Origin of the sequence: Rossellomorea sp. NPDC077527 (assembly GCF_044542955.1) — a bacterium.
Lineage (GTDB): Bacteria > Bacillota > Bacilli > Bacillales > Bacillaceae_B > Rossellomorea > Rossellomorea aquimaris_E.
This window is the reverse complement of the sequence record NZ_JBITVL010000012.1, coordinates 25269-50543: the sequence shown is the minus strand read 5'-3', so window position 1 is coordinate 50543 and position 25275 is coordinate 25269. Positions and strand designations below refer to the sequence as shown.

23 protein-coding genes are annotated in these 25275 nt (G+C 42.4%); 22 read left to right on the top strand and 1 reads right to left on the bottom strand.

Features of this window, described 5'->3' with window-relative positions:
• The first annotated feature begins 285 nt into the window (after positions 1-285).
• Entirely contained in the window at positions 286-1047 is a 762-nt protein-coding gene (locus tag ACIGG7_RS22875) for a tRNA1(Val) (adenine(37)-N6)-methyltransferase (RefSeq protein ID WP_224945588.1), read from the top strand.
• 20 nt (positions 1048-1067) lie between these two features.
• Positions 1068-1940 carry a 16S rRNA (cytidine(1402)-2'-O)-methyltransferase gene (gene rsmI / locus ACIGG7_RS22870; protein WP_224945587.1) on the top strand — a complete coding sequence of 291 codons (873 nt, stop codon included), beginning with the start codon at positions 1068-1070 and terminating at the stop codon, positions 1938-1940.
• A gap of 73 nt (positions 1941-2013) precedes the next feature.
• Here the strand turns inward: rsmI and ACIGG7_RS22865 are convergent, their stop codons facing one another.
• Positions 2014-2295: a transition state genes transcriptional regulator AbrB gene (locus tag ACIGG7_RS22865; RefSeq protein ID WP_034762946.1), complete on the bottom strand. Its 282-nt coding sequence runs from the start codon at positions 2293-2295 to the stop codon at positions 2014-2016.
• Positions 2296-2728: 433 nt separating this feature from the next.
• Between ACIGG7_RS22865 and metG the strand changes: the two genes are divergently transcribed.
• The 20 genes from metG to ACIGG7_RS22765 all read left to right on the top strand — a co-directional run bounded on the left by metG (position 2729) and on the right by ACIGG7_RS22765 (position 25270).
• The gene (metG, locus tag ACIGG7_RS22860; RefSeq protein ID WP_224945600.1) at positions 2729-4747 is read left to right on the top strand and encodes a methionine--tRNA ligase; all 2019 of its coding nucleotides are present in this window, start codon (positions 2729-2731) and stop codon (positions 4745-4747) included.
• Positions 4748-5061: 314 nt separating this feature from the next.
• Positions 5062-5829, top strand: coding sequence for a TatD family hydrolase (locus tag ACIGG7_RS22855; protein WP_224945585.1), 768 nt, complete (start codon positions 5062-5064; stop codon positions 5827-5829).
• Between the two features lie 250 nt (positions 5830-6079).
• Positions 6080-7303 carry a ubiquitin-like domain-containing protein gene (locus tag ACIGG7_RS22850; protein ID WP_397551114.1) on the top strand — a complete coding sequence of 408 codons (1224 nt, stop codon included), beginning with the start codon at positions 6080-6082 and terminating at the stop codon, positions 7301-7303.
• 118 nt (positions 7304-7421) lie between these two features.
• Positions 7422-7982: a ribonuclease M5 gene (gene rnmV / locus ACIGG7_RS22845; RefSeq protein WP_224945582.1), complete on the top strand. Its 561-nt coding sequence runs from the start codon at positions 7422-7424 to the stop codon at positions 7980-7982.
• Entirely contained in the window at positions 7975-8853 is an 879-nt protein-coding gene (gene rsmA, locus ACIGG7_RS22840) for a 16S rRNA (adenine(1518)-N(6)/adenine(1519)-N(6))-dimethyltransferase RsmA (protein ID WP_397551113.1), read from the top strand. Before rnmV ends, rsmA begins: the two co-directional genes overlap by 8 nt.
• Before the next feature lie 240 nt (positions 8854-9093).
• Entirely contained in the window at positions 9094-9972 is an 879-nt protein-coding gene (gene yabG, locus ACIGG7_RS22835) for a sporulation peptidase YabG (protein WP_224945578.1), read from the top strand.
• A gap of 456 nt (positions 9973-10428) precedes the next feature.
• Complete coding sequence (gene veg, locus ACIGG7_RS22830) at positions 10429-10698, top strand: biofilm formation stimulator Veg (protein ID WP_032085220.1); 270 nt, start codon at positions 10429-10431, stop codon at positions 10696-10698.
• Between the two features lie 120 nt (positions 10699-10818).
• On the top strand, positions 10819-11001 hold the full coding sequence (locus tag ACIGG7_RS22825) for a small, acid-soluble spore protein, alpha/beta type (protein WP_224945576.1): 183 nt from the start codon (positions 10819-10821) through the stop codon (positions 10999-11001).
• Positions 11002-11231: 230 nt separating this feature from the next.
• On the top strand, positions 11232-12086 hold the full coding sequence (ispE, locus tag ACIGG7_RS22820; protein WP_397551112.1) for a 4-(cytidine 5'-diphospho)-2-C-methyl-D-erythritol kinase: 855 nt from the start codon (positions 11232-11234) through the stop codon (positions 12084-12086).
• A gap of 71 nt (positions 12087-12157) precedes the next feature.
• Positions 12158-12994, top strand: a complete 837-nt coding sequence (purR, locus tag ACIGG7_RS22815) for a pur operon repressor (RefSeq protein WP_397551111.1) — start codon at positions 12158-12160, stop codon at positions 12992-12994.
• Between the two features lie 15 nt (positions 12995-13009).
• Positions 13010-13384 (top strand): RidA family protein, encoded by a 375-nt coding sequence (locus ACIGG7_RS22810; protein WP_224945571.1) that lies wholly within the window; start codon positions 13010-13012, stop codon positions 13382-13384.
• Positions 13385-13555: 171 nt separating this feature from the next.
• Positions 13556-13849: a septation regulator SpoVG gene (spoVG, locus tag ACIGG7_RS22805; protein ID WP_032085215.1), complete on the top strand. Its 294-nt coding sequence runs from the start codon at positions 13556-13558 to the stop codon at positions 13847-13849.
• Between the two features lie 795 nt (positions 13850-14644).
• Positions 14645-16018, top strand: coding sequence for a bifunctional UDP-N-acetylglucosamine diphosphorylase/glucosamine-1-phosphate N-acetyltransferase GlmU (glmU, locus tag ACIGG7_RS22800; RefSeq protein ID WP_397551110.1), 1374 nt, complete (start codon positions 14645-14647; stop codon positions 16016-16018).
• A 13-nt stretch (positions 16019-16031) separates the two neighbouring features.
• Entirely contained in the window at positions 16032-16991 is a 960-nt protein-coding gene (locus ACIGG7_RS22795; protein ID WP_224945567.1) for a ribose-phosphate diphosphokinase, read from the top strand.
• Between the two features lie 237 nt (positions 16992-17228).
• Positions 17229-17882, top strand: coding sequence for a 50S ribosomal protein L25/general stress protein Ctc (locus tag ACIGG7_RS22790; protein ID WP_397551109.1), 654 nt, complete (start codon positions 17229-17231; stop codon positions 17880-17882).
• A gap of 87 nt (positions 17883-17969) precedes the next feature.
• Positions 17970-18527 (top strand): aminoacyl-tRNA hydrolase, encoded by a 558-nt coding sequence (pth, locus tag ACIGG7_RS22785; protein ID WP_224945564.1) that lies wholly within the window; start codon positions 17970-17972, stop codon positions 18525-18527.
• 104 nt (positions 18528-18631) lie between these two features.
• Complete coding sequence (gene fin, locus ACIGG7_RS22780) at positions 18632-18862, top strand: anti-sigma-F factor Fin (protein WP_224945563.1); 231 nt, start codon at positions 18632-18634, stop codon at positions 18860-18862.
• Between the two features lie 76 nt (positions 18863-18938).
• Positions 18939-22472 (top strand): transcription-repair coupling factor, encoded by a 3534-nt coding sequence (gene mfd, locus ACIGG7_RS22775; RefSeq protein WP_397551108.1) that lies wholly within the window; start codon positions 18939-18941, stop codon positions 22470-22472.
• Positions 22473-22950: 478 nt separating this feature from the next.
• Positions 22951-23487, top strand: coding sequence for a stage V sporulation protein T (spoVT, locus tag ACIGG7_RS22770; protein WP_224945558.1), 537 nt, complete (start codon positions 22951-22953; stop codon positions 23485-23487).
• Between the two features lie 166 nt (positions 23488-23653).
• Positions 23654-25270, top strand: coding sequence for a putative polysaccharide biosynthesis protein (locus tag ACIGG7_RS22765; RefSeq protein ID WP_397551107.1), 1617 nt, complete (start codon positions 23654-23656; stop codon positions 25268-25270).
• Positions 25271-25275 lie beyond the last annotated feature (5 nt).

The window sequence follows — 25275 nt, the reverse complement described above, 5'->3', positions numbered from 1 at the left end:
AGGCGGCTTGGTCAGGCCCGACAAGCATAAGATGAAGTGGCAGGAAAGGCGTTCTGTGCCTTTTCGGTCACTTTAACTTATGACCTCGAGGGGCTAGCCGCCGGAGCTGGACAATCGAAAAGCGGAAGGGGCTCGTACTGGGGCGACAAGCTTAAGACGAGTAACCCGGAAAGGCGTTCTTTGCCTTTTTGGGTTAATTGGCTTAAGACCTCGAGCCCCAAGCCCCTGGAGCTGGACAAATCGAAAAGCAAAACACATATAATAGAAGAAATATGGAGGAAACCGATGGTCGAGTTAAAAGAAGATGAACGCTTAGATTATTTATTAGCTGAGAATATGAGGATCATCCAAAGTCCATCTGTTTTCTCATTTTCAACAGATGCGGTTCTTTTGGCCCACTTCAGCTACTTGCCTATTCATAAAGGAAAAGTGGTGGACTTGTGTTCAGGTAACGGAATCATTCCTTTATTACTTAGTGCAAGAACGAATGTCCACATTACAGGTGTGGAAATCCAAGAGCGGTTGTTTGATATGGCCCAAAGAAGCGTCGAGTATAATGCTCGCCAAGATCAGATAACGATGAAATTGGGGGATGTTAAAGAGATTGATCAACTTCTTCATCATTCCCACTACGATGTGGTCACTTGTAATCCTCCCTATTTCAATACGCCACCGGGAGATAAACGAAATGTGAATGAGCACTATGCGATTGCCCGCCATGAAATCTTATGTAGTCTCGAAGATACCATCAAAGCTTCAAGCTACTTATTGAAGCAGGGAGGAAAAGCATCCTTTGTGCACCGGCCTGGTCGATTGATGGACATCTTATCCTTGATGAGGAAACATCGTCTTGAGCCGAAACGGCTGCGCTTCGTCTATCCGAAGCCGGGAAGAGAAGCCAACACGATATTAATTGAAGGAATAAAAGATGGGAAACCAGACCTAAAAATCCTTCCTCCATTATATGTGTATGATGATCAAAATCAGTATTCCCAAGAAGTACATGATATGCTATTTGGACATACTGATACAAACCAACAAACGTGATTCAGGAGGTGAGTGATACAATGAACCAGCAAAAAAGTTTTCAGGATGGTGATAAAGGTAGCTTGTACCTCGTTCCAACACCAATCGGGAACTTAGAGGATATGACGTTCCGTGCCATCCGCATGATGAAGGAAGCGTCTGTCATCGCAGCCGAAGACACAAGAAATACGAAGAAACTGTGCAATTACTTTGAAATTGATACGCCGATCATTAGCTATCATGAGCATAATAAAGAAACGAGCGGGCAGAAGCTGATTGAACGGATGAAGAAAGGCGAGCTTGTAGCCCTTGTGAGTGATGCAGGAATGCCATCCATCTCAGATCCTGGGTTTGAACTGGTGAAAGAAGCCATTCATCATGAAATTGCGGTGATTCCATTGCCTGGTGCAAATGCAGCGCTTACGGCTCTCATCGCTTCAGGCTTATCCCCGCAGCCATTTTATTTCTATGGTTTTTTACACAGAGGAAAAAAGGATAAGCGAGCTGAACTTGAAACACTCAAATCTTTGGAAGAGACATTTATCCTATATGAATCACCCCATAGATTAAAAGAAACATTAAAAGAACTCTATGCCGCTCTCGGGAACAGGCAAATCGTCATTTGTCGCGAGCTCACGAAAAAGTTTGAGGAATTCATCCGCGGGTCTCTTGAAGAAGTCATGGAATGGGCAAACGATGGGGAAGTTCGCGGGGAATTCTGCTTATTGATCGAAGGAGCAGGACCAACGGATAAAGAAAATGAAGAGGTGTGGTGGAGCAGCTTCTCTCTTCAGGAACATGTTGACCACTATGTAAATGAAAAAAGCCTGTCATCCAAAGAAGCCATCAAGCAAGTTTCAAAAGAACGATCCCTGCCAAAGCGTGAAGTGTATCAAGCTTATCACGTCGAATAAAGAGAGATCAGTCAACATGATCAAAAAAAAGCCTGAGTCGAGTGACTCAGGCTTTTGATATAGTAACAACAAATTATTTTGATTGTAATGATTCCTGGATTTCTTTCAGTAATTGATCTGCACCTTCACGGCTAAGAACTAATTTACCGTTAGCAAGCTTGATGTTGTCATCAGAAACTTCACCAGTGATTTGGCAAGTCATGCTTGGCTTGTATTTCTTTAAGATGATTCTTTCGTCATCCACGTAAATTTCCAAAGCATCTTTCTCTGCAATACCTAGTGTACGGCGTAATTCGATAGGAATAACGACACGGCCTAATTCATCAACTTTTCTTACAATACCTGTAGACTTCATTTGAGAATCTCCTCCAAATAAAATGATTTATCTCTATCTATTTCGTCAATATTCGACAAATTTCTTTTACTGTTTCTATCATACCAACGATTAGGTATCTCGTCAATAATTAAATCTGACAATTATTAATAAAAAATGGATGTTCAAATACTGATATAATAAGCTTTACGCTTTGTTGTAAATAATTGTATTACCAATTGAATATTATTGTAATGAATGTAATAGTAATAAATTTTGTCGAATTTTCTTTATAATCAGTTCTAATTCGACAATAATCGACAATGTTCAACGGGTAATTCGACATAATCGATTGTTAGCAATGTTTAGTTGCAGAAACCCTTTATTTTAGGTATATTTTGATGAGATAAGAGGTTAAGATGATAGGTAAGTGTCTTTTAATTGGATGTATATTACAAACATACCGCTATAAACCATTCGGAGGGTTTTTTGGCTTTATGGGGGTATATTTAAAAAAGAGGAGGAACAGAAAGTGGAAGAAAAATTAAACACCTTCTATATTACAACACCGATTTATTATCCAAGTGGAAATTTACATATTGGACATGCATACACCACGGTTGCAGGTGATGCCATGGCCCGTTATAAGAGAATGCGTGGATTCGATGTCATGTATCTGACAGGTACGGACGAGCATGGACAGAAGATTCAAAGAAAGGCTCAGGAAGAGGGAATCACTCCTCAAGAATACGTAGACGGTATTGTCAGTGGAATCAAAGACCTTTGGGGGAAACTAGATATATCTTATGATGACTTCATCCGGACGACGGAAAAGCGTCATAAGGATATTGTGGAAAAAATCTTCAATCAGCTTGTTGAGCAAGGGGATATTTATCTTGATCAGTATGAAGGGTGGTATTGTACACCGTGTGAATCTTTCTTTACTGAAAGACAGTTGGAAAACGGGAACTGTCCGGATTGTGGCCGCCCGGTTGAAAAAGTAAAGGAAGAATCGTATTTCTTCAAGATGAGTAAATACGTCGATCGACTACTGGCTTATTATGAAGAGAACCCAGAGTTCATTCAACCTGAGTCCCGTAAGAATGAGATGGTGAACAACTTCATTAAACCTGGTTTGGAAGACTTGGCTGTTTCACGTACGACCTTTGATTGGGGAGTGAAAGTGCCAGGAGATCCAAAGCACGTCATTTATGTGTGGATCGATGCTCTTTCTAACTATATTACTGCATTGGGATATGGCAGCGAAAATGATGCCAATTACTTGAAATATTGGCCCGCCGATGTACATCTTGTAGGGAAAGAGATTGTCCGTTTCCATACGATTTACTGGCCGATCATGCTGATGGCTTTAGATCTTCCACTTCCTAAGAAGGTATTCGCTCACGGCTGGCTTCTGATGAAGGATGGAAAAATGTCCAAGTCTAAAGGGAACGTCGTTGATCCCGTTACTCTTATCGATCGCTATGGTCTTGATTCTCTTCGTTACTATCTGTTAAGAGAAGTACCATTTGGATCGGACGGGGTCTTCACACCGGAAGGATTTGTAGAGAGAATCAACTTTGACCTGGCAAATGATCTTGGGAATCTGTTAAATCGAACAGTGGCCATGATTAATAAATACTTTGATGGAGTCATTCCGACTTATGTGGATTCCAAAGGGGAGTTTGACCAAGCCCTTCTGGATATGAATACCGAAACCGTCAAGAAGTACGAATCTGCCATGGAAAATATGGAGTTTTCAGTGGCACTGTCGAGTCTTTGGCAGTTAATCAGCCGCACGAATAAATACATCGATGAAACACAGCCTTGGGCATTAGCGAAAGATGAAAGCAAGAAAGAAGAACTTGGCAGTGTCATGAGTCACTTAGCTGAATCATTGCGCAGAGTCGCCGTACTATTGCAACCATTCTTGACCAGAACACCTAAGAAGATTTTTGAGCAACTGAATCTTCATGACGAAAAAATGCACACTTGGGAGAGTCTGGAGAGCTTTGGAGCCATACCGGCAGGAACCGAAGTAGTCAAGAAAGGGGAACCAATCTTCCCTCGTCTTGAACTGCAAGAAGAAGTGAATTTCATAAAAGAGAAAATGCAGGGTTCTGCTCCTGTTGTAGAAGAGAAGAAAGAAGCTCCTGCAAAGGAAGAATCAGAAGAAATCGGAATTGACGATTTCATGAAAGTTGAGCTTCGTGTAGCCGAAGTCATTTCAGCGGAACCGGTTAAAAAAGCTGATAAACTTCTTAAGCTACAACTGGATCTTGGATTTGAAAAACGTCAAGTAGTATCAGGGATTGCTAAGTTCTATCAGCCGGATGAATTGGTAGGGAAAAAAGTGATTTGTGTTACGAACTTGAAACCGGTAAAGCTTCGCGGAGAGCTTTCTCAAGGAATGATCCTTGCCGGAGAAGAGAACGGAACGCTGTCTCTTGCATCGATTGATCAATCTTTACCAAACGGAACAAAAGTAAAATAAGTCATTCACATGTTTTTAAGTTAAAGGGATGTTCCACGTGGAACATCCCTTTAGTATATTAAAATAATTAATTTCCTTATAACAGTAAGTTCTTAGTTCAGCATTATTATATTGGGATAATTATTTAATAAGAAAGAAGCAGATTGTTTTGGTTCTGCATCTGAAATGGTTAGAATGAAAGCAAACTGCAGACGAAACAGGTTAAATAAAAAATATCCATAGAAACCATAATATGTAATATGAATGTTACATGAATGTGATGCTTGTCATGCTTTTTTATATTAAACTTATCTTTATTACAAGGAGTGTCTTACATGCTATTTGATACACATGTTCATTTGAATGCTGAACAATTTGACGAAGATCTCGAGGAGGTAATTTCAAGAGCAAGAGAAGCTGGAGTTGAAAAGATGGTGGTCGTCGGTTTTGACCGTCCTACCATTAATCGGGCCATGGAGCTCATTGAGCAATATGATTTTTTATATGCCAGCATCGGTTGGCACCCAGTGGATGCAATTGATATGAAGGATGAAGATTTAACTTGGATAGAAGAACTGTCACATCACAAAAAAGTGGTGGCAATAGGAGAGATGGGTCTTGACTATCACTGGGATAAATCACCGAAAGATATTCAAAAAGAAGTATTCCGAAAACAGATTCAACTAGCTAAGAAAGTAAAGCTCCCGATCGTGATTCACAACCGTGATGCCACACAGGATATAGTGGATATTCTGAGGGAAGAAGGAGCGGGGGAAGTCGGAGGAATCATGCACTGCTTCAGTGGAAGCCCTGAAATCGCTCAAGAATGTGTGGACATGAATTTCTATATTTCCCTTGGTGGTCCTGTAACCTTCAAGAACGCAAAAAAACCAAAAGAGGTAGCAAAAGAAATCCCTTTGGAAAAACTTTTGATTGAGACCGATTGTCCCTACCTGGCTCCTCACCCATATAGAGGAAAGAGGAATGAGCCGGCTTACGTCAAGCTTGTGGCTGAACAAATTGCCGAGCTGAAAGAAGTGTCGCTGGAAGAAGTAGAAAAGATCACAACAGAAAATGCAAAAAAATTATTCAACATAAATTGACATCAACTATTGTCGAGAATTGAGAGAGCTTGTCCAAATAGTGAATGAAAACAAATAGTTCTACATAGGAATCTTGTTTCATAGGATAAACGTGTCGATAACTCTCTCTTTTCTTTTTCTTTCATTTTCTGCATAATATGTTTTGTGTTCCCTGGGTTGCAATATTTTGCTAGATTAAGTTAGAAGAAGTAAGGGTTGACAGTCGCTGGATAACTCTATATAATCACTCCGAGAAAAGGAGGCGTTTTTCATGAACTTTAAAGCCATGAAAAGCCTGTTTTCCAAGTCTTTGAGTCGAAGGAAATGGATTGTTACAATCGGAACATTGGTAACATCTGCAGCTGTATTTGGAATTCTTTTTTACGAAGGATCGAAGAACACTGTAGCATTGACCTTAGACGGCGAGCAAAAAGAGATTAGGACGCATGCAAACACGATTCAAGATATATTAAAAGAATTAGAGATTTCACCCCGCTCAGAAGACTATTTGTACCCCTCGGGGAATACGAAGGTTTCAAATAACATGAATATTATTTGGGAACCGGCAAAACAGGTAGGAATTACAGTAGGCGGTCAAGAGAAAAAGATCTGGACCACTGCTGATACAGTAAAAGAGTTACTCTCTGAAAATGAAATTAAAGTAGGAGAACATGATAAGGTCCAACCCAGCTTATCAGAAAAAGTAACAGGGAACATGAATGTAAAGATTGATACCGCATTTTCACTTAAGCTTGTAAACGGTGGAAAAGGGCAAAAGGTATGGTCTACTTCGACTACGGTCGCTGACTTTTTAAAGCAACAAGGAATTACACTAAAAGATTCAGACCGTGTTGAACCAAGTTTAGACAAAGTTGTTAAAGCAAATGATGTCGTAAATGTCGTTCGAGTTGAAAAAGTCACCGATGTAGTGGAAGAGACAAAAAATTTCACCGTTATTTCCAAGAAGGATTCTGACCTTTCAAAAGGGAAAGAGAAAGTCGTTCAAGAGGGTAAAAACGGAAAGATTGAAAAGAAATACGAAATTGTGAAAGAGAACGGCAAAGAAGTTTCCAGGAAGTTGATTAGTGAAAAAGTGGTGGAAGAAAGCCAGGACAAAATCATCAATGTCGGGACAAAGGTTTTGGTGGCCCAGGTTTCACGTGGAAGTTCTTCCTCTAGCTCAGCTTCAGCCGCTCCAAGCGGTGGAAGGGAATTCTATGTCAGTTCAACCGCATATACAGCTTCATGTAACGGATGCTCTGGCCATACGGCTACAGGCATCAATTTAAAAGCAAATCCAAATGTAAAAGTCATTGCAGTGGATCCTTCCGTCATTCCTTTAGGTTCAAAAGTGTATGTTGAAGGTTATGGGTATGCTGTTGCAGCAGATACAGGCGGAGCCATCAAAGGGAATAAAATCGATGTGTTCTTCTCGTCAAAATCTGACGCTTATCGTTGGGGAAGAAAAACCATCAAAGTGAAAATACTGAACTAAGAGCAGGGAGTTTTCCTGCTTTTTTTTATTATTTGGTTAAAACCGTTATAATAACTTTAGGTCTTCATTTATTAGACGAAACAAAAAGCAGAAATGTTTCAATTTTTTTGGAGGAATTATGAAAATAAAAGAAATCATCGTAGTAGAAGGTAAAGATGATACAGTGGCCATACAGCGGGCTGTCAATGCAGACACGATCGAGACGAATGGTTCTGCCGTGTCGCCTGCTACTATAGAGAAAATCAAACACGCTCAGGAAAAAAGGGGCGTTATCATATTTACGGATCCCGATTACCCCGGAGAACGGATCCGAAAGATTGTGGCTGAAGCGGTACCTGGGTGTAAGCATGCCTTTGTACATAAAAAGGATGCGCTGCCGAAATCGGGCAGGGGAATCGGGGTGGAGCATGCAACCCCTGAGGTCATCCGTGAATCCTTGAAGGAAGCGCATGTGCTGGATGCCGAGCAGGAGGAAGTCATTACGCAAGATGATTTAATTCATGCAGGTTTGATCGGGAGCCCTCAGTCCAAGGACCGGAGAATAGCACTTGGAGAGAAGTTGAGAATCGGATACACTAATGGAAAACAGCTGCACAAACGATTACGGATGTTTAATATCCAAAAGGAAGAATTTAAAAAAGCGTTGATGGAAATCATTCAGGAGGAAGAACATGCATAAAGATATCGCAACCCCGATACGGACGAAAGAGATCCTTGCTAAGCATGGCTTTTCGTTTAAAAAAAGTCTTGGTCAAAACTTTTTGATTGACCCCAATATCCTACGGAACATAACAGAATATGCAGGCTTATCCGAGAAAACGGCCGCCATTGAAATCGGACCTGGTATAGGAGCACTGACTGAACATCTTGCCCGCACTTCCGGTAAAGTTGTGGCATTTGAAATCGATCAGCGTCTGATACCGATTCTGGATGACACGCTATCTCCTTATGACAACGTGAAAATCATAAATGAAGATGTCCTTGAGGCAGATGTTGCATCCATCATAAACAAAGAATTCGAAGGGTTCGACGATATTATGGTGGTAGCCAACCTTCCGTATTATGTCACAACACCCATCATTCTGAAATTATTGATGGAGCGTCTCCCGATTAGGGGAATATGTGTCATGCTTCAGAAGGAAGTAGGAGACCGTATTTCTGCTAAACCCGGAACAAAAGCATATGGTTCCCTTTCCATCGCGATTCAGTATTATACAGAGGCTGAAATGGTCATGACTGTCCCTAAAACGGTCTTTATGCCGCAGCCGAATGTGGATTCTGCCGTCATCCGATTAACGAAGCGTGAAAAGCCTCCAGTTGAGGTTATCAGTGAAGACTTCTTCTTTACCGTTACACGGTCTTCTTTCGCCCAAAGAAGAAAAACGATTCAGAATAACTTAACCAGTCAGCTCCCTCAAGGAAAAGAGAAGAAAGACTATATTCTGGAAGCTTTATCTACTGCGGGGGTAGAACCTTCCCGCCGTGGAGAAACTCTGACGATACAAGAATTCGGCAGGTTAAGCGATGCATTGTACCCGCATTTTAAGTAACAATCAGTAAATGGCTAAACGTGAAACATCGTTTAGCCATTTTTTATGTTCGCGAATACTGAACATCGACCCCATTTTATTGACACCGAATATTCCAGCAATGCATAGGTTATCACAGGGAATATTTACTCAATGGATGATAAGGAAAAGGTGGAGAAGGGTAGGGCGAATGCTGATCCTCCTCGGCTTGTTGATTTCCTTTTTTGATTTCTCAATGCTTAGCCTATGGGAGTGACTGATGTGAATATCGAAATCAATGATGTCGTAGGTCGCCTTTCATATCAATGTGATATTTTATTCAGGGTAATAGATATCCGCATGATAGATGGTCTTAAAACGGCAGTGCTGTATGGTGAAGATTTTCGATTGATAGCGGATGCTCCTTTTCATGATTTGAAGAAGATGGACCCTAGAGAACAGGATCGGATTACACAGGAGTTTCGTTCGAAGGAGGAACAATCCCTTGACCTGTTCCGGCAGGACATAGAGCTTCTCAAGTATAAGCAGGAGTACAGGGTGACGAATGCTTATCGAGACGATTATAACTATTTCCAAGTCCCGGGGAAAGTGCTTCATCTTGATGGAGATCCCAGCTATTTAAGAAAGTGTCTAGATCTTTATGAAAAAATTGGTGTCCCGGTAAAAGGTGTTCACTGCAGTGAAACAGAGATGCCTCAACAAATAGGACCCCTTATTGATAAATATAGGCCGAATATTATCGTATTGACAGGTCATGATGCCTACTCAAAGTCGAAAGGTTCCAAGGGAGACATCAATGCCTATCGACACTCAAAATATTTTGTTCAAGCAGTAAGGGAAGCCCGTAGCAAATCCCCCCATTTGGATCAGCTTGTGATATTCGCAGGCGCATGTCAATCCCACTTTGAATCCCTGATCCATGCAGGGGCCAACTTTGCAAGTTCTCCTTCGAGAGTGAATATCCATGCCCTGGATCCGGTGTATATCGTGGCGAAGATTTGTTTTACCGGATTTAAGGATTCTGTAAATGTGTGGGATGTCATCCGGAATACATTGACAGGGGACAAAGGATTGGGTGGTATCGAGACGAAGGGTGTCCTCCGTACGGGTATGCCGTACAAAACCACGGAAAGTGAATAAGGAAGGTTCGACAAAACCTGTAATGACCTTGCAATTTATGCGCTAATTGTAAGGTCTATTTTAATTATGCATGTCATACACTGGTTAGGTGTTGATTTTTAGGCTGAGCCGGGTTACCCGTCATATGCTTGTCGGGACTAACCAATCCGCCTCCGCTTTTATTGATATCCAGCTCCGGCGGCTAGAGGCTCGAGGTCATAAGTCAAACCTGCCAAAAAGGCAAAAAGCGCCTTTCCGGCAGGTTCGCCTTATGCTTGTCGCCTCTGACCAATCCGCCCCCGCTTTTATTTTTACATATTTTCTCATTGTTTGGGGAATGTTAGGGGTGTAGAAAAAACGTATTTTTTGTTGAATAAAATATATTGACAGGTGTTCATGATTCTTGTTAAAATTATAAATTTATTTGACTAAAATTACATAATGTGTTATATTTAATTACAGTGAGGTGGAAGCGAAATGCCAAAAACATTAGCCGACATTAAAAGATCCCTTGATTCTAATCTGGGGAAACGTTTAATGCTTAAAGCAAACGGTGGACGTCGAAAAACAATTGAGCGTTCAGGTGTTCTAGCCGAAACGTATCCTTCTGTATTCGTGGTTCAACTGGATCAAGAAGAGAATGCGTTCGAACGAGTTTCTTACAGCTATGCAGATGTTCTCACTGAGACAGTTCAATTAACATTTTATGATGAAGCAACAGGAAATATCATCTTTAGCCAGCAGTAGACAATTGTTTGCTGCTTTTTTATTTGTTTAAACATACATGTTTTACATAATAACTTTCGTGATTTTTTGCCCTTCAGTACGCATACTAAGCATGTGGTGCATATTTGAAGGAGGTAGACAATGAGTAGAAGAAGAGGAATCATGTCTGATCAATTAAAAGCAGAAATCGCTCAGGAATTAGGATTCTATGATGTTGTTCAGAAGGATGGTTGGGGCGGTATCACGTCCCGGGACGCTGGGAATATGGTGAAGCGTGCAGTTGAACGGGCAAGCCGCCAACTTTCAGGAAGTCAACCACATTAACTCTTTTTACACATTTGGATTACATCTTTTTTCAGTACCATACAAAAGGGTCGCCTTAAAAGTGTAATGCTTTTTGGCGGCCTTTCTTTAGTAAGGGATCAGACCTTCTTTCCTATCAGTACTTTACGTGATAAAATAACATACTTGTATGAGTATGTTTAGAAGTTAACACTCTCTATAATAAGTGTATGATACAATATAACAAAGAGTATTGGTAAGAAGGTGATGATATGAGGTTATTAGTAAAGGCACCGGCAAAAATTAACCTTTCACTTGATGTTTTACATAAACGTTCAGATGGTTACCATGAAGTTGAAATGGTTATGACGACAATTGATTTAGCGGATAGAATTGAACTTACGAATCTTTCAGACGATACGATCAAAATTCTTTCGCACAATCGATTTGTACCGGACGATGGAAGGAATCTTGCCTATCAGGCTGCACAGCTGCTTAAAGAGAGAATGAATATTAAGAAGGGTGTAGCCATTTCCATCGATAAAGTGATCCCTGTTGCTGCAGGGTTAGCCGGGGGAAGCAGTGATGCTGCAGCGACTCTTAAAGGACTGAATCGCTTATGGGATTTAGGCCTTAGCATGGACGAGCTTGCAGAGCTTGGTGCGGAAATTGGCTCCGATGTATCGTTCTGTGTGTACGGAGGGACTGCATTAGCGTCAGGCAGGGGAGAGAAGATCAAACATCTTCCGGCTCCGCCAAACTGTTGGGTTATCTTAGCGAAACCAACAATAGGAGTTTCAACAGCGGATGTTTATAAAAATTTAGATCTTAAAAACATTTCACATCCGAATACAGGGGCAATGGTTTCTGCCCTGGAACATGGAAATTATCATGATATTTGCTCCAATCTGGGCAATGTACTCGAATCGGTTACATTGGATATGCATCCTGAAGTCTCCCAGATTAAAGATCAAATGGAGCGTTTTGGTGCCGATGCTGTTCTGATGAGCGGGAGCGGCCCGACAGTATATGGATTAGTGCAATATGAATCAAGGCTCCATCGAATTTACAATGGTTTAAGAGGGTTTTGTGATCAGGTTTTCGCAGTGCGTATGCTTGGAGATTAAGACCTCTTGCCGAAATCCGTATATTAATGATATATTTACATTACAATATTCGGATTTAGGAGGTTTGTTTGGTGAAGTTTAAGCGCAGCGAACGATTGATTGATATGACCCACTATTTATTAGAACGGCCCCATCAGCTTGTTCCTTTGACTTTTTTCTCTGAACGGTACGGTTCTGCCAAGTCTTCCATCAGTGAAGATTTAACAATTGTGAAAGAAACATTTGAAGGACGTGGTGTCGGGACGGTTCAGACAGTTCCAGGGGCTGCAGGTGGAGTAAAGTATGTTCCGAAGGTAAACAAACAGGAAGCGAAAGCTATGATCGATGAGCTTTGTGTACATCTGGAAAGCTCCGATCGCCTTTTACCAGGTGGATACCTTTATATGACGGATCTCCTAGGGAACCCTCAGCTTATGAAGAGCGTCGGTAAATTGCTGGCATCCGCTTTTGCAGAGAAAGATATTGATGTCATCATGACAGTAGCGACAAAAGGAATTCCGATCGCCAATGCGATTGCATCCTATTTGAATGTTCCGGTGGTCATTGTCAGACGGGACAGCCGTGTAACCGAAGGATCGACTGTAAGCATTAATTATGTATCGGGATCATCAAAAAGGATCCAGTCCATGGTTCTTTCGAAAAGAAGCTTGAAGGAAGGATCGAAAGTATTGGTAGTCGATGATTTCATGAAGGCAGGGGGAACCATCAACGGTATGAAGAACCTGCTGGAGGAGTTCTCTGCTACGTTGTCCGGCATCGGGGTATTGGTCGAATCCAATAGCTTGGACGGTCGACTGGTGGATGATTATGTATCACTATTAAAATTATCTGATGTCAATGAAAAGGATAAGCAGATCTCATTAGCGAAAGGGAATTATTTCCAGTCTAATCTGACATTTTTACCATAAGGGGAGGCGTCTAGCATGCGTGTAGTTTCTACTAAGGAAGCACCAGCAGCAATCGGTCCATATTCACAAGGCATTGTCGTAAATAATCTGTTCTACAGTTCAGGGCAGATTCCATTAACGGCAGAGGGAACAATGATCGAAGGAGATGTAGCGGAACAGACACATCAAGTGTTTCGTAACCTGCAAGCCGTATTATCGGAAGCTGGGGCTTCACTCGAAACAGTCGTTAAAGCAACTGTCTTCATCAAAGACATGAATGATTTCGGGACGATCAATGAAGTATATGGTGAATATTTCAGCAGTCACAAACCTGCTAGGTCTTGTGTAGAAGTAGCCCGCTTACCTAAAGATGCAAAGGTTGAAATAGAAGTCATCGCACTCGTGAAGTAATGTTCACGGGTGTTTTTTTATACCAAAAAGGAAGTATAGTTCAAATGATATAGAGGAAAAGGTGAGAAAAATAAAATTTTTCAAAAAATTTTACAGTTTAAGAAGGAATATCTAAATAATTCGTTGAATACATAGAGTAGATTTCATCTAGGGAAAAAGGTGGTGAACAGAATGGAAGTAACAGACGTAAGATTACGCCGAGTAAACACCGACGGTCGCATGAGAGCTATCGCATCTATTACGCTGGATAATGAATTTGTTGTTCATGACATTCGCGTTATTGATGGGAACAATGGCTTATTTGTAGCAATGCCAAGTAAGCGTACTCCTGATGGGGAATTCCGTGATATTGCTCATCCAATTAATTCGGGTACTCGCGGCAAGATTCAAGATGCCGTTTTAGCTGAGTATCATCGTTTAGGAGAGCTGGAAGAAGTTGAGTTAGAAGAAGCTGGGGCTTCTTAATTTAAGATCTATAGCATCAAGAGCCTACTTTGTGTAAGGCTCTTTTTTTTGTCTTTTAGAGCCATAGTGGTTCTTACGTTTTTTTGTATACCCGAGTTATTATAGAGTTGAAACCTTTAAATATAGATTTTTTGTGTTTTTGGGGTAAAGAAAATTCGACAGGGGTTTGGAGGACGGGAGAGTTGGGATAGAAAATGCGGAATAAGAAATGACATGATTTTAATTCGAAGGGAAATATGAAGACAAACCTGTTTATTTCGATCAGTTATACCGTTAAAAGTACATTTTACGAAGGATGTAAGAGTGTTTTGGGCGATCTTTCATGTTGTAGATGGGGTTTCTGGGAATACTTGTGCCAGTTTAGATAGAACTCGTGCCACTTTCGGCCAAACTCGTGCCGAATTGTGAACACGCGCTTTTTGTCTGAACAAGCCCCTTCCGCTTTTCGAGATGTCCAGCTCCGGCGGCTAGAGGCTCGAGGTCATAAGCTAAATGGACCAAGAAGGCAAAGAGCGCCTTCATGGCCCATTCATCTTATGCTTGTCGCCTCTGACCAAGCCGCCTCCGCTTTTCGATGTGTCCAGCTCCAGGGGCTTGGGGCTCGAGGTCATAAGTCAAACATGCCAAAAAGGCAAAAAACGCCTTTCCGGCATGTTCGTCTTATGCTTGTCGCCCCAGAGCAAGCCCCTTCCGCTTTTCTAATGACAAATATATGTACTTTTATTTGAATCCTTGAAATGATAAAGTTTTTAGGATATATTCGTTATGGATAAAAAGGTTATTGGAGGACCAAAAATGACAAATCGATATGCCGTTATATTAGCTGCTGGTCAAGGTACGAGAATGAAGTCAAAACTTTATAAAGTTCTTCATCCTGTTTGTGGCAAGCCGATGGTGGAACATGTGGTCGACCAAATTTCAACACTACATATAGAAAAGACTGTCACGATCATCGGTCATGGCGCCGAGCTTGTGAAGTCGCATTTAGAAGGCAAGAGTGATTTTGCTCTACAGGCTGAGCAATTAGGGACAGCCCATGCTGTGATGCAGTCTGAAGATGTTCTGGGTGACCTTGAAGGTACGACTTTAGTGGTATGTGGTGATACACCGCTCATTAAAGGGGAAACGATGGAAGCATTGGTGAAGCACCATGAGGAACAGGGTGCCAAGGCGACCATTTTGACAGGTCATACGGAATCCCCGGATGGATACGGACGAATCATCCGTAATCAAGAGGGATTAGTGGAGCGCATTGTGGAACATAAGGACGCAAGTGAAGAAGAACGAAGCGTCAAGGAAATCAATACTGGAACCTATTGTTTTGATAATAAAGCGTTATTCGATGCCCTGAAGAAGGTTTCGAATGACAATGTACAAGGTGAATATTACTTACCTGATGTGGTTGAGATCCTTCAATCTGAAGGTGAAATCGTTAGTGCGTATCAGACAAGTGACTTTGATGAGACGCTTGGTGTCAACGATCGGGTGGCATTATCTCAAGCGGAGATTACAATGAAAAAGCGCATTAATGAATACCATATGCGTAACGGCGTAACGATTAAAGATCCGAACAACACGTATATCGATGCGGAAGTGACGATCGGAAGAGATACAGTGATCCTGCCTGGCACTGTTCTTAAAGGCAACACGTCAATCGGAGAAGACGCCATGATCGGCCCGAATTCAGAAGTGAAGGATTGTCAAATCGGAGACCGTACGGTAGTGAAGCAGTCTGTCGCTCATGACAGCTCGATTGGTTCCGATGTTCAAATTGGACCGTTTGCTCATATCCGCCCGGCTTCTACGATTGAAGATGAAGTGAAGATCGGCAACTTTGTTGAAATCAAGAAAGCGACATTCGGTAAAGCGAGTAAGGCTTCCCATTTAAGCTATATTGGTGATGCTGAGGTTGGACGCGATGTGAATATCGGGTGTGGGTCGATCACTGTGAACTACGATGGAAAGAACAAGCATTTGACGAAGATCGGAGACGGTGTATTCGTCGGCTGTAATTCCAATCTGGTTGCACCTGTTAACGTAGGCAAAGGGGCATATATCGCTGCAGGATCTACGATAACCGAGGATGTTCCCGGTGAGTCTCTTTCTATTGCAAGGGCTCGCCAAGTAAATAAAGAAAATTATGTTCAAAATTTAAATCATAAGAAATAATTGGAGGTCCACAATGCCAAACTCTTATATTAATTCCAAGTTGAAAATCTTTTCCTTGAATTCAAACTACCATCTTGCAAAGGAAATTGCTGATGAAGTAGGGGTGGAATTAGGGAAGTCGTCTGTTAAACGTTTTAGTGACGGTGAAATTCAGATTAACATTGAAGAAAGTATCCGTGGCTGTGACGTGTTTGTCATTCAGTCTACTTGTGCGCCTGTAAATGAAAACCTGATGGAACTTCTCATCATGGTGGATGCGCTTAAGCGTGCTTCAGCTAAGACGATCAATATCGTGATGCCTTACTACGGTTATGCACGTCAAGACCGTAAAGCAAGAGCACGTGAACCGATCACGGCTAAACTTGTGGCGAACCTGCTTGAAACAGCCGGTGCTACACGTGTCATCACGTTGGACCTGCATGCTCCACAAATCCAGGGATTCTTCGATATCCTGATCGATCACCTTATGGGTGTGCCGATCCTAGCGGATTATTTCGAGGAAAGAGGATTCAATACGGAAGATCTTGTTATCGTATCTCCAGACCATGGAGGGGTGACAAGAGCACGTAAGCTTGCAGAACGCCTGAAGGCTCCTATCGCGATCATTGATAAACGTCGTCCGAAACCAAATGTGGCAGAGGTTATGAACATCGTTGGTAATATCGATGGGAAAATCGCAATCTTGATCGATGATATCATTGATACTGCAGGAACCATCACACTTGCAGCCAATGCGTTAGTCGAAAACGGGGCGAAAGAAGTATTTGCTTGCTGTACGCACCCGGTACTATCTGGTCCTGCCATCGAGCGCATTGAAAACTCAAATATTAAAGAGTTGGTTGTAACAAACTCCATCCCTCTAGGGGAAGAGAAAATGATCGGTAAAGTAAAGTCTCTGTCAGTGGCTCCTTTGATCAGTGAAGCCATTATCCGTATCTACGAGCAGCAGTCTGTCAGCACGCTTTTTGATTAAGAATTAATATATGTAGTTTGTGCATAGAAAGAAGAGCCTCTCCTTCACATGGGACAGGCTCTTCTTTTTGTGTAAGGGGCGGTGAACGCATCCAGCCGGCCGCCATCTGTAACACTTTCCCACCCCGCCATCCGCTAATAATTGGGTTTTCTATGTTTATTTCAAATGGGATTGGGGTAATTACTATATATAGAACTTTAACTAACATAAAAGATTAGGGAAGGTGTTGGATTAGACATGGCAACAGAACTGAAAGCAAATAAAAGGGAAGATTTTAAACGATCTTCATTAACGAAGCTTAGACATGAGGGGAATATCCCTGGAGTTGTCTACGGCTACAAGGCAGACAATACTCCCATCATGGTAGATTCGATTACATTCATTAAAACGATACGCGAAGTAGGAAGAAACGGAATTATTTCCTTAAATGTAGATGGCAAGAAGCAAAACGTCATTTTAAGTGATTACCAGCAGGATCATTTAAAGGATGCCGTTACACATGTTGATTTCCTTGCTGTGAATATGTCACAGGAAATCGATGCGGATGTTCGTATCGAGCTTGTAGGGGAAGCGGCAGGAGTCAAAGACGGTGGCGTCATGCAGCAGCCGTTGCATGAGGTATCTGTAACAGCCAAACCGAATGATATTCCTGAATCCATCGAAGTGGATGTGTCCGAGCTCCAAGTGGGAGAGACGGTGACGATCAGCGATATCCGTGACAAGTATAGTGTCACCCTGAATGAAGAGGATGACCGTACGATTGCTTCAATCCTTGCTCCAAGACAGGAAGAAGAAATCGACAGTGGGGAAGAGCAGGAAGCTGGTACTCCTGATAACGAAGAAGGAAGAGAATCAGAAGCCAGTGATGAAAGTGAAGCACAGGAAGAATAAAAAATCACTCATTTTTTTGGCGTAACCTTTTGCAGGTTGCGCTTTTTACGTTATTCTAGGAGTATAAGGTCAGAAGAGGTGTTAGACATGAAGTTAATCGTTGGACTCGGAAATCCGGGATCACAATATGAGAAAACGAGACATAATATTGGATTTGTGATTATAGATGCTTTAGCTGATCGACTGGGTGTTTCGTTGAATCAGTCAAAGTTTAAGGGTGTATATGGAACATATCATTACAAAGGTGAGAAAGTCATTCTTTTGAAGCCACTAACGTATATGAATTTATCCGGGGAAAGCATTGTGCCCTTAATGGATTATTTTGAAATGGATGATGAGGATTTACTTGTCATTTATGATGACCTGGACTTGCCGGTAGGGAAATTACGATTAAGGCAAAAAGGAAGTGCCGGTGGGCATAACGGCATTAAATCGACCATTGCTCATTTAGGTTCCCAGCATTTTAATCGGCTGAGAGTGGGAATCGACCGTCCAACCAATGGAATGAGTGTACCCGATTACGTCCTGGGGAAATTTACGAAGGAAGAGCAGCCGGAATTGGATAAAGCCATTTCATCAAGCGTGGAAGCGTGTGAGACGTGGCTGGATAAGCCATTCCTTGAAGTGATGAATAAATTCAACTGACCCGATCATATACTGAATTTCCAAGGTCCATTCGCCGCCAAGGTTGAATAACTCCCTTCTATCAGGTTCATACTAACAATATAAATGTGTATGGAGGGAAAGATATGGCGATCCATTATACGTGTCGACATTGTGGCACAAATGTAGGGACCCTTTCAAACGTATCCGTGCATTCCATGCAGCTCGGCATTCACATGCTGACGGATGAAGAGCGGTTACATATGGTTCAGTATCAGGAAAACGGGGACATTCAAGTAAGAACGATCTGTGAAGATTGTCAGGAGAGTCTGGAGAGGAATCCAGGCTACCACGAATTAGATCATATCATTCAGTAAGACGCTTTGGTTACGAACCAAAGCATTTTTCTGTTTTCACTTATCTATATAGGGATCCAAGGGGAGGAGCGTACACTTGAAAGGTATTTTAAAACAGGTTCACCAAAGTGAAGAAATTCAGTCCGTCATCGCTGGAGTCGGGGAGAGATTATCTGAACAACTAGTTGCAGGATTATCGGGATCATCCAGAACGGCGTATATAGCGGATGTGTACTTACAAACGAATAAATCCACTATTGTGGTCACACATAATTTGTTTCAAGCTCAGAAAGTCTATGACGATCTCATTCAGTTTTTATCCGAGGATGAAGTATATTTATATTCTGCTAACGAGTTGATTGCTGCTGAGTTAAGCGTGGCAAGTCCTGAACTGAGGGCACAACGTATCGAGGTATTGAATAAACTTTCAAAACACCAGCAGGGTGTCTACATTGTTCCGGTCGCTGGATTGCGTAAAATCCTTCCTCCACCATCTATGTGGGCAACAAACCAGATCCGCTTTAAGATGGGTGAAGATATCGACTTGGACGAAGTATTGAATCAATTGGTGCAGATGGGGTATCAACGTACAGGAATGGTCAGCACACCAGGCGAATTCAGCCTTCGTGGGGGAATTGTCGATATCTTTCCTTTAACGTCTCAAAACCCTGTCCGAATTGAATTATTTGATACCGAAATTGATTCAATCCGTGTATTTTCAGCTGAAGATCAACGTTCAATCGATAAACTGAATGAAATGGAGATAGGACCTGCTACAGAGGTCTTGTTGAAATATGAGAATATGGAAAGGCTCATTCATGAAATCAATGCCGGATTGTCCAAAAGCTTAAAGAAGGTGAAATCGGCAGCCGTCAAGGAGAAGATGACAGAGTACATAGGGCATGAAGTGGGTCAGCTTGAGAACGGGCAGGTCCCTGAGCAGATCTTCAAGTACTTATCACTGGCATATGAGAATCCTAGTAGTTTGCTAGATTATTTACACGATGATGGTGTCCTGTTCTTTGATGAGTTCAGTCGCGTCCAGGAAATGAGTGATTCCCTGGAGAAAGAGGAAGCGGAATGGTATACTTCCTTGCTGCAAGAAGGACAGATCATTCATGAAGTACCCGTATCCCATACTTTTTCCGAGCTGGTTAACAGGACGAAGCTGCCGAAGGTGTATTTCTCATTGTTTTTGCGTCATATTCCCAATACGAGCCCACAGAACATCTTTAATGTTTCGACAAAGCCCATGCAGAACTTCCACGGACAGATGAACGTATTAAAGGCAGAACTGGACCGCTGGAAAAAAGGAAAGTATACCGTGGTGTTATTAGGTCCTGATGAAGAGCGAGTCAAGAAGCTGCAAAGAGTGTTGGATGACTATAAGATTGAGATCGCCTTTGTAGAAGATGGAGATAAGCTGCTGCCGGGCAAAGTTCAAATGATCAATGGTAGCATGACAAGTGGGTTTGAGCTGCCGCTTCAGAAGCTGGCTGTTATTACAGAAGAGGAATTATTCAATAAAAAGACCCAAAAGAAACCAAGAAGGCAAAAGCTTTCGAACGCAGAAAGAATCAAAAGTTATTCCGAGCTGAAGGTTGGGGACCATGTGGTTCACGTGAATCACGGTATCGGTAAATTCCTAGGGATTGAAACGTTGGAAATCAATGGAGTCCATAAAGACTATCTTCATGTGAAATACCAGGGGAACGACAAGCTCTATGTCCCCGTCGATCAAATCGAACTTGTCCAAAAATATGTGGCATCGGAGAACAAGGATCCGAAGCTCTACAAACTAGGCGGAAGTGAATGGAAGAAGGTCAAGTCGAAGGTACAATCTTCTGTTCAGGACATAGCGGATGACCTGATCAAGCTGTATGCTGAGCGGGAAGCGGCAAGAGGGTATGCCTTTTCTCCCGATGGGGATATGCAAAGGGACTTTGAGATGGCTTTCCCTTACGAAGAGACAGATGATCAGCTCCGTTCTGTCAGTGAGATCAAACACGATATGGAAAGAGAACGCCCGATGGATCGGTTATTATGCGGAGATGTAGGATATGGAAAGACCGAAGTGGCTATCCGTGCCGCATTTAAGGCGATTGCTGATGGAAAACAGGTAGCCATCCTTGTTCCTACCACCATCCTTGCTCAGCAGCATTACGAAACCATCAAAGAGCGTTTTCAGGACTTTCCGGTGGAGATTGGGCTATTAAGCCGTTTCCGGACGAGAAAACAACAACAGGAGACGACGAAAGGACTTCAGAATGGAACGGTGGATATTGTGGTAGGGACTCATCGTCTCCTGTCTAAAGATATTCAATACCGGGACTTGGGTCTATTGATCATTGATGAAGAACAGAGGTTTGGTGTCACACATAAAGAGAAGATCAAACAGCTGAAAACCAATATTGATGTACTCACCCTGACGGCTACGCCGATCCCACGGACCCTCCACATGTCGATGCTCGGGGTAAGGGATCTATCGGTGATCGAAACACCTCCGGAGAACAGGTTCCCGGTTCAGACTTATGTAATGGAGTACAACGGGGCCCTGATCAAAGAAGCGATTGAAAGAGAGATGGCACGGAATGGCCAGGTTTACTTCCTCTATAATCGTGTTGAGGATATTGAACGAAAGGCCGATGAAATTTCAATGCTTGTCCCGGATGCCCGTATCGCCTATGCACACGGACAAATGAGCGAAAACGAGCTGGAAGCGGTCATCTTGAGCTTCCTTGCAGGAGAATATGATGTATTGGTCACCACGACGATTATCGAAACGGGTGTCGACATTCCGAACGTCAATACGTTAATCGTCTTTGATGGCGATCGCATGGGATTGTCGCAGCTTTATCAATTAAGAGGGCGTGTTGGGAGATCCAACAGGGTTGCCTATGCCTATTTCACTTATCGTAAAGATAAGGTCCTCACTGAAGTCGCGGAAAAACGATTGCAGGCCATCAAAGAATTCACGGAGCTCGGGTCAGGGTTCAAGATCGCCATGCGTGATTTAACGATCCGTGGAGCGGGAAATCTTCTCGGTGCACAGCAACATGGTTTTATCGATTCTGTCGGATTCGATTTGTACTCCCAAATGCTGAAAGAAGCCATCGAGGAAAGAAAAGGCGACCTGCAGAAGCAGCCTGAATCAAGCTTTGAAGTGGATATTGAGATTGATGCCTATATTCCGGATGACTATATTAAAGACGGTCATCAAAAGATCGAGATGTATAAGCGATTCCGTTCCCTCTCTTCCCTTCCAGAAATTGAAGAGCTGGAAGAGGAAATCCTGGATCGATTCGGCGAATACCCGGAAGAGGTTGGGTATCTGTTCCTGATCTCTGAAATGAAGATCTACGCAAGGAATACCAATCTTGAATCCATTAAACAGGATAAGAAAATGGTGAATATCTTTATGTCACCGGAAGGAACGGCACAGATCGACGGATCCAAAGTCTTTAATCTTTGCAACAAGCATGGCCGTGCCGTCGGACTCGGAATGGAAGGCTCTAAACTTAAAATATCGATAAACACAGCACGCCTTGAAGCGTCTAAATGGTTCAATATGGCCTATGACATCATCAAGCATCTGGATGAAGCGGTTAAAGTAGAAGAAAACGCCAAATAATCAAACATAAAATGTTTAGGACCCAAGATAGAATTAGAATAGCTACGTGCCTTGACAGTTGATTGGAGCGGAAGGTGCTTGAATCCTGCGGGAAACGGGGGAAAGTTGAGGCCTCACAGGGCTTTAGCCCGAGGAGGCTCACCTCAAGCCCCGCGGAAAGCGAGCACCTGCAGCGGAAATCAACCAGCATTCGCTTATCATCAATGTGGCATTTCTTCCCTTCGTTATAATAATGTAACCAAAATGTAAACGCGTAGATTGTTTTACTTTACTATGATAAGGGTATTAGTATTTATGCAGCTGCCAACATTGGAAAAAGATACCTGCATTAGAATTTTAGTGAAATTACAGAAAAAATAACTGAATGTGTATAGAACTTCTAAGTTGTAAGATACTAAACTCAACAATGGTAAAGTATTCATCTACAGATGGGTGCATTGCCAAATAAAATCATCTGATGAAAGTGAGGCAACTATAGATGAAAGCAACTGGTATTGTTCGTCGTATTGATGATTTAGGTCGTGTCGTCATTCCAAAAGAAATTCGCAGGACATTAAGGATTCGCGAGGGAGATCCCCTGGAAATCTTCGTTGATCGTGACGGAGAAGTCATCTTAAAGAAATATTCCCCAATCAGTGAACTTGGTGACTTTGCTAAGGAATACGGCGAAGCATTATACGACAGTTTGGGAAGTGCCGTTTTAATTTGTGATCGGGATGCTGTCATTGCCATCTCAGGCGCTTCAAAGAAAGAGTATTTAAACAAGAACATCAGTGAGTTGATTGAGAAAGTAATGGATGACCGCGCGTCTCTATTACACACTCAACAGGGACAAGCTGAGCTTGTCGAAGGACACGGTGAGGATCTTGCTTCCTATACGATCGCTCCGATCGTTGCAAATGGAGATCCGATTGGTGCCGTTGCGATTTTCTCAAAGGATCGCACAGTAGGCGAAGTGGAACAAAAGGCAGTAGAAACGGCAGCTGGCTTTTTAGCAAGACAAATGGAGTCATAACGTAAAGGAGTGGCATTACGCCGCTCTTCTTTTTTTTGCCGTCACACACAGCCATTTTAGAAAATATATGGACCAATATGGTAAAATGACCAGTACATATATGCTTTTTCTTAGATCTGATGGGATCTCTCATAGAATAAGTGGTACAGAAAGGCAGGAAAACTGGTTGGATAAGAAATACTCTTCCAATCAATTTTTGAAAGGAGCCATGGTATTAACGATTGCAGCGTTGGTAACAAAAATATTAAGTGCTGTCTATCGGGTGCCGTTTCAAAACATTGTTGGAGATATCGGATTTTATATATATCAGCAGGTGTATCCGTTTTACGGGATTGCCATCGCGTTATCCACCTATGGATTCCCTGTAATCATCTCAAAGATGGTAGCGGAGAAATTAGAGAAAGAGGATGAGGAAGGTGCAAAGCATGTGGCCGTCACCTCCTTCTTGTTCCTCTGTCTTGTAGGTTTGGCCTGGTTCCTGCTCGTCTACTTCGGTTCCGGCCTGATCGCCGGTTGGATGGGGGATCCGAAGCTTAAGCCGTTGCTTCAAGTCATTTCATTGTCGTTCCTATTGCTGGCTCCCTTGTCTGTCATTAGGGGATATTATCAAGGGAAAGAAGATATGGTTCCTACGGCTGTATCTCAAGTAACGGAACAAACCATCAGGGTAGCGACGATTCTGATCTTTTCGACGATCCTGGTATCTGAAGGATACTCCTTATATATGACCGGGAACGGAGCATTGTTCGGGTCGATTACCGGTGGTCTTGGGGGATTGTTGGTTCTCTTATCATTTCTGATGGCAAGGAGAGAGAAGTTGTTTTCGCGTAAATATCTGTCTCTCCCTGTTGGATTTGTACATATTTGGTCCAGGTTATTCAAGAATGGAACCGCCATCTGCGTCAGTGCCATGCTGTTAGTCCTGCTTCAGTTTGTTGATTCCTTAAATGTATATTCCCTTCTCGTATCGTCGGGGATGGAAGCAGAAACTGCGAAAACGGGGAAAGGGATTTATGACCGGGGCCAGCCCTTCGTCCAACTCGGAACGGTGGTGGCTACATCCATTTCACTTACCATAGTTCCATTGGTGACCAATGCCTATCTGAAAAGAAGAGAGGCTTTAGTGAGGGAATATATCCAACTTTCCCTAAAAATCAGCATCACCATAGGCTTTGCTGCAACGCTTGGGATCATTAACATCATGGTGCCCACCAATACGATGCTATTTGAAAATGCCCTAGGTTCAACGGTCATCGCTGTATTCTGTCTGTCGATCTTCTTCAGTTGTCTCATTCTGACATTTGCAGGCATTTTTCAAGGTATAGGGAAAATTTATTACCCTGCATTCTGCATTTTAACAGGCATTTTGATTAAATATCTCGGTAATGCCTGTCTGATCCCTTTCATGGGAATCATGGGGGCATCCGTATCGACGGTAGGTTCATTAAGTATAATGGCTATCATGATGGTGATATCTTTAAGAAAACTGTTTCCCATCCGCATACTCACTCTCTCCTTTTATAAAACCTTGTTGATGAGTGGAGCCGTTATGACGATTGGATTACAGGGGATCTTGCACGTGTATGATACACTTTTACACAAAGGAATGCCTGATCGTCTGCTCTCTGTCTTTTTTTCATTAGGTGGAGTATGCATCGGGGGCATGCTATTTCTGATCGTTTTTTTAAGAGGGAACGTCCTTTCAAGAGAAGAAATCAGTTTCTTGCCTTTTGGAAGTAAGTGGGTTTGGTTGATGGAGAAAGTGTATCCGAATAATAGGTAGAGAGG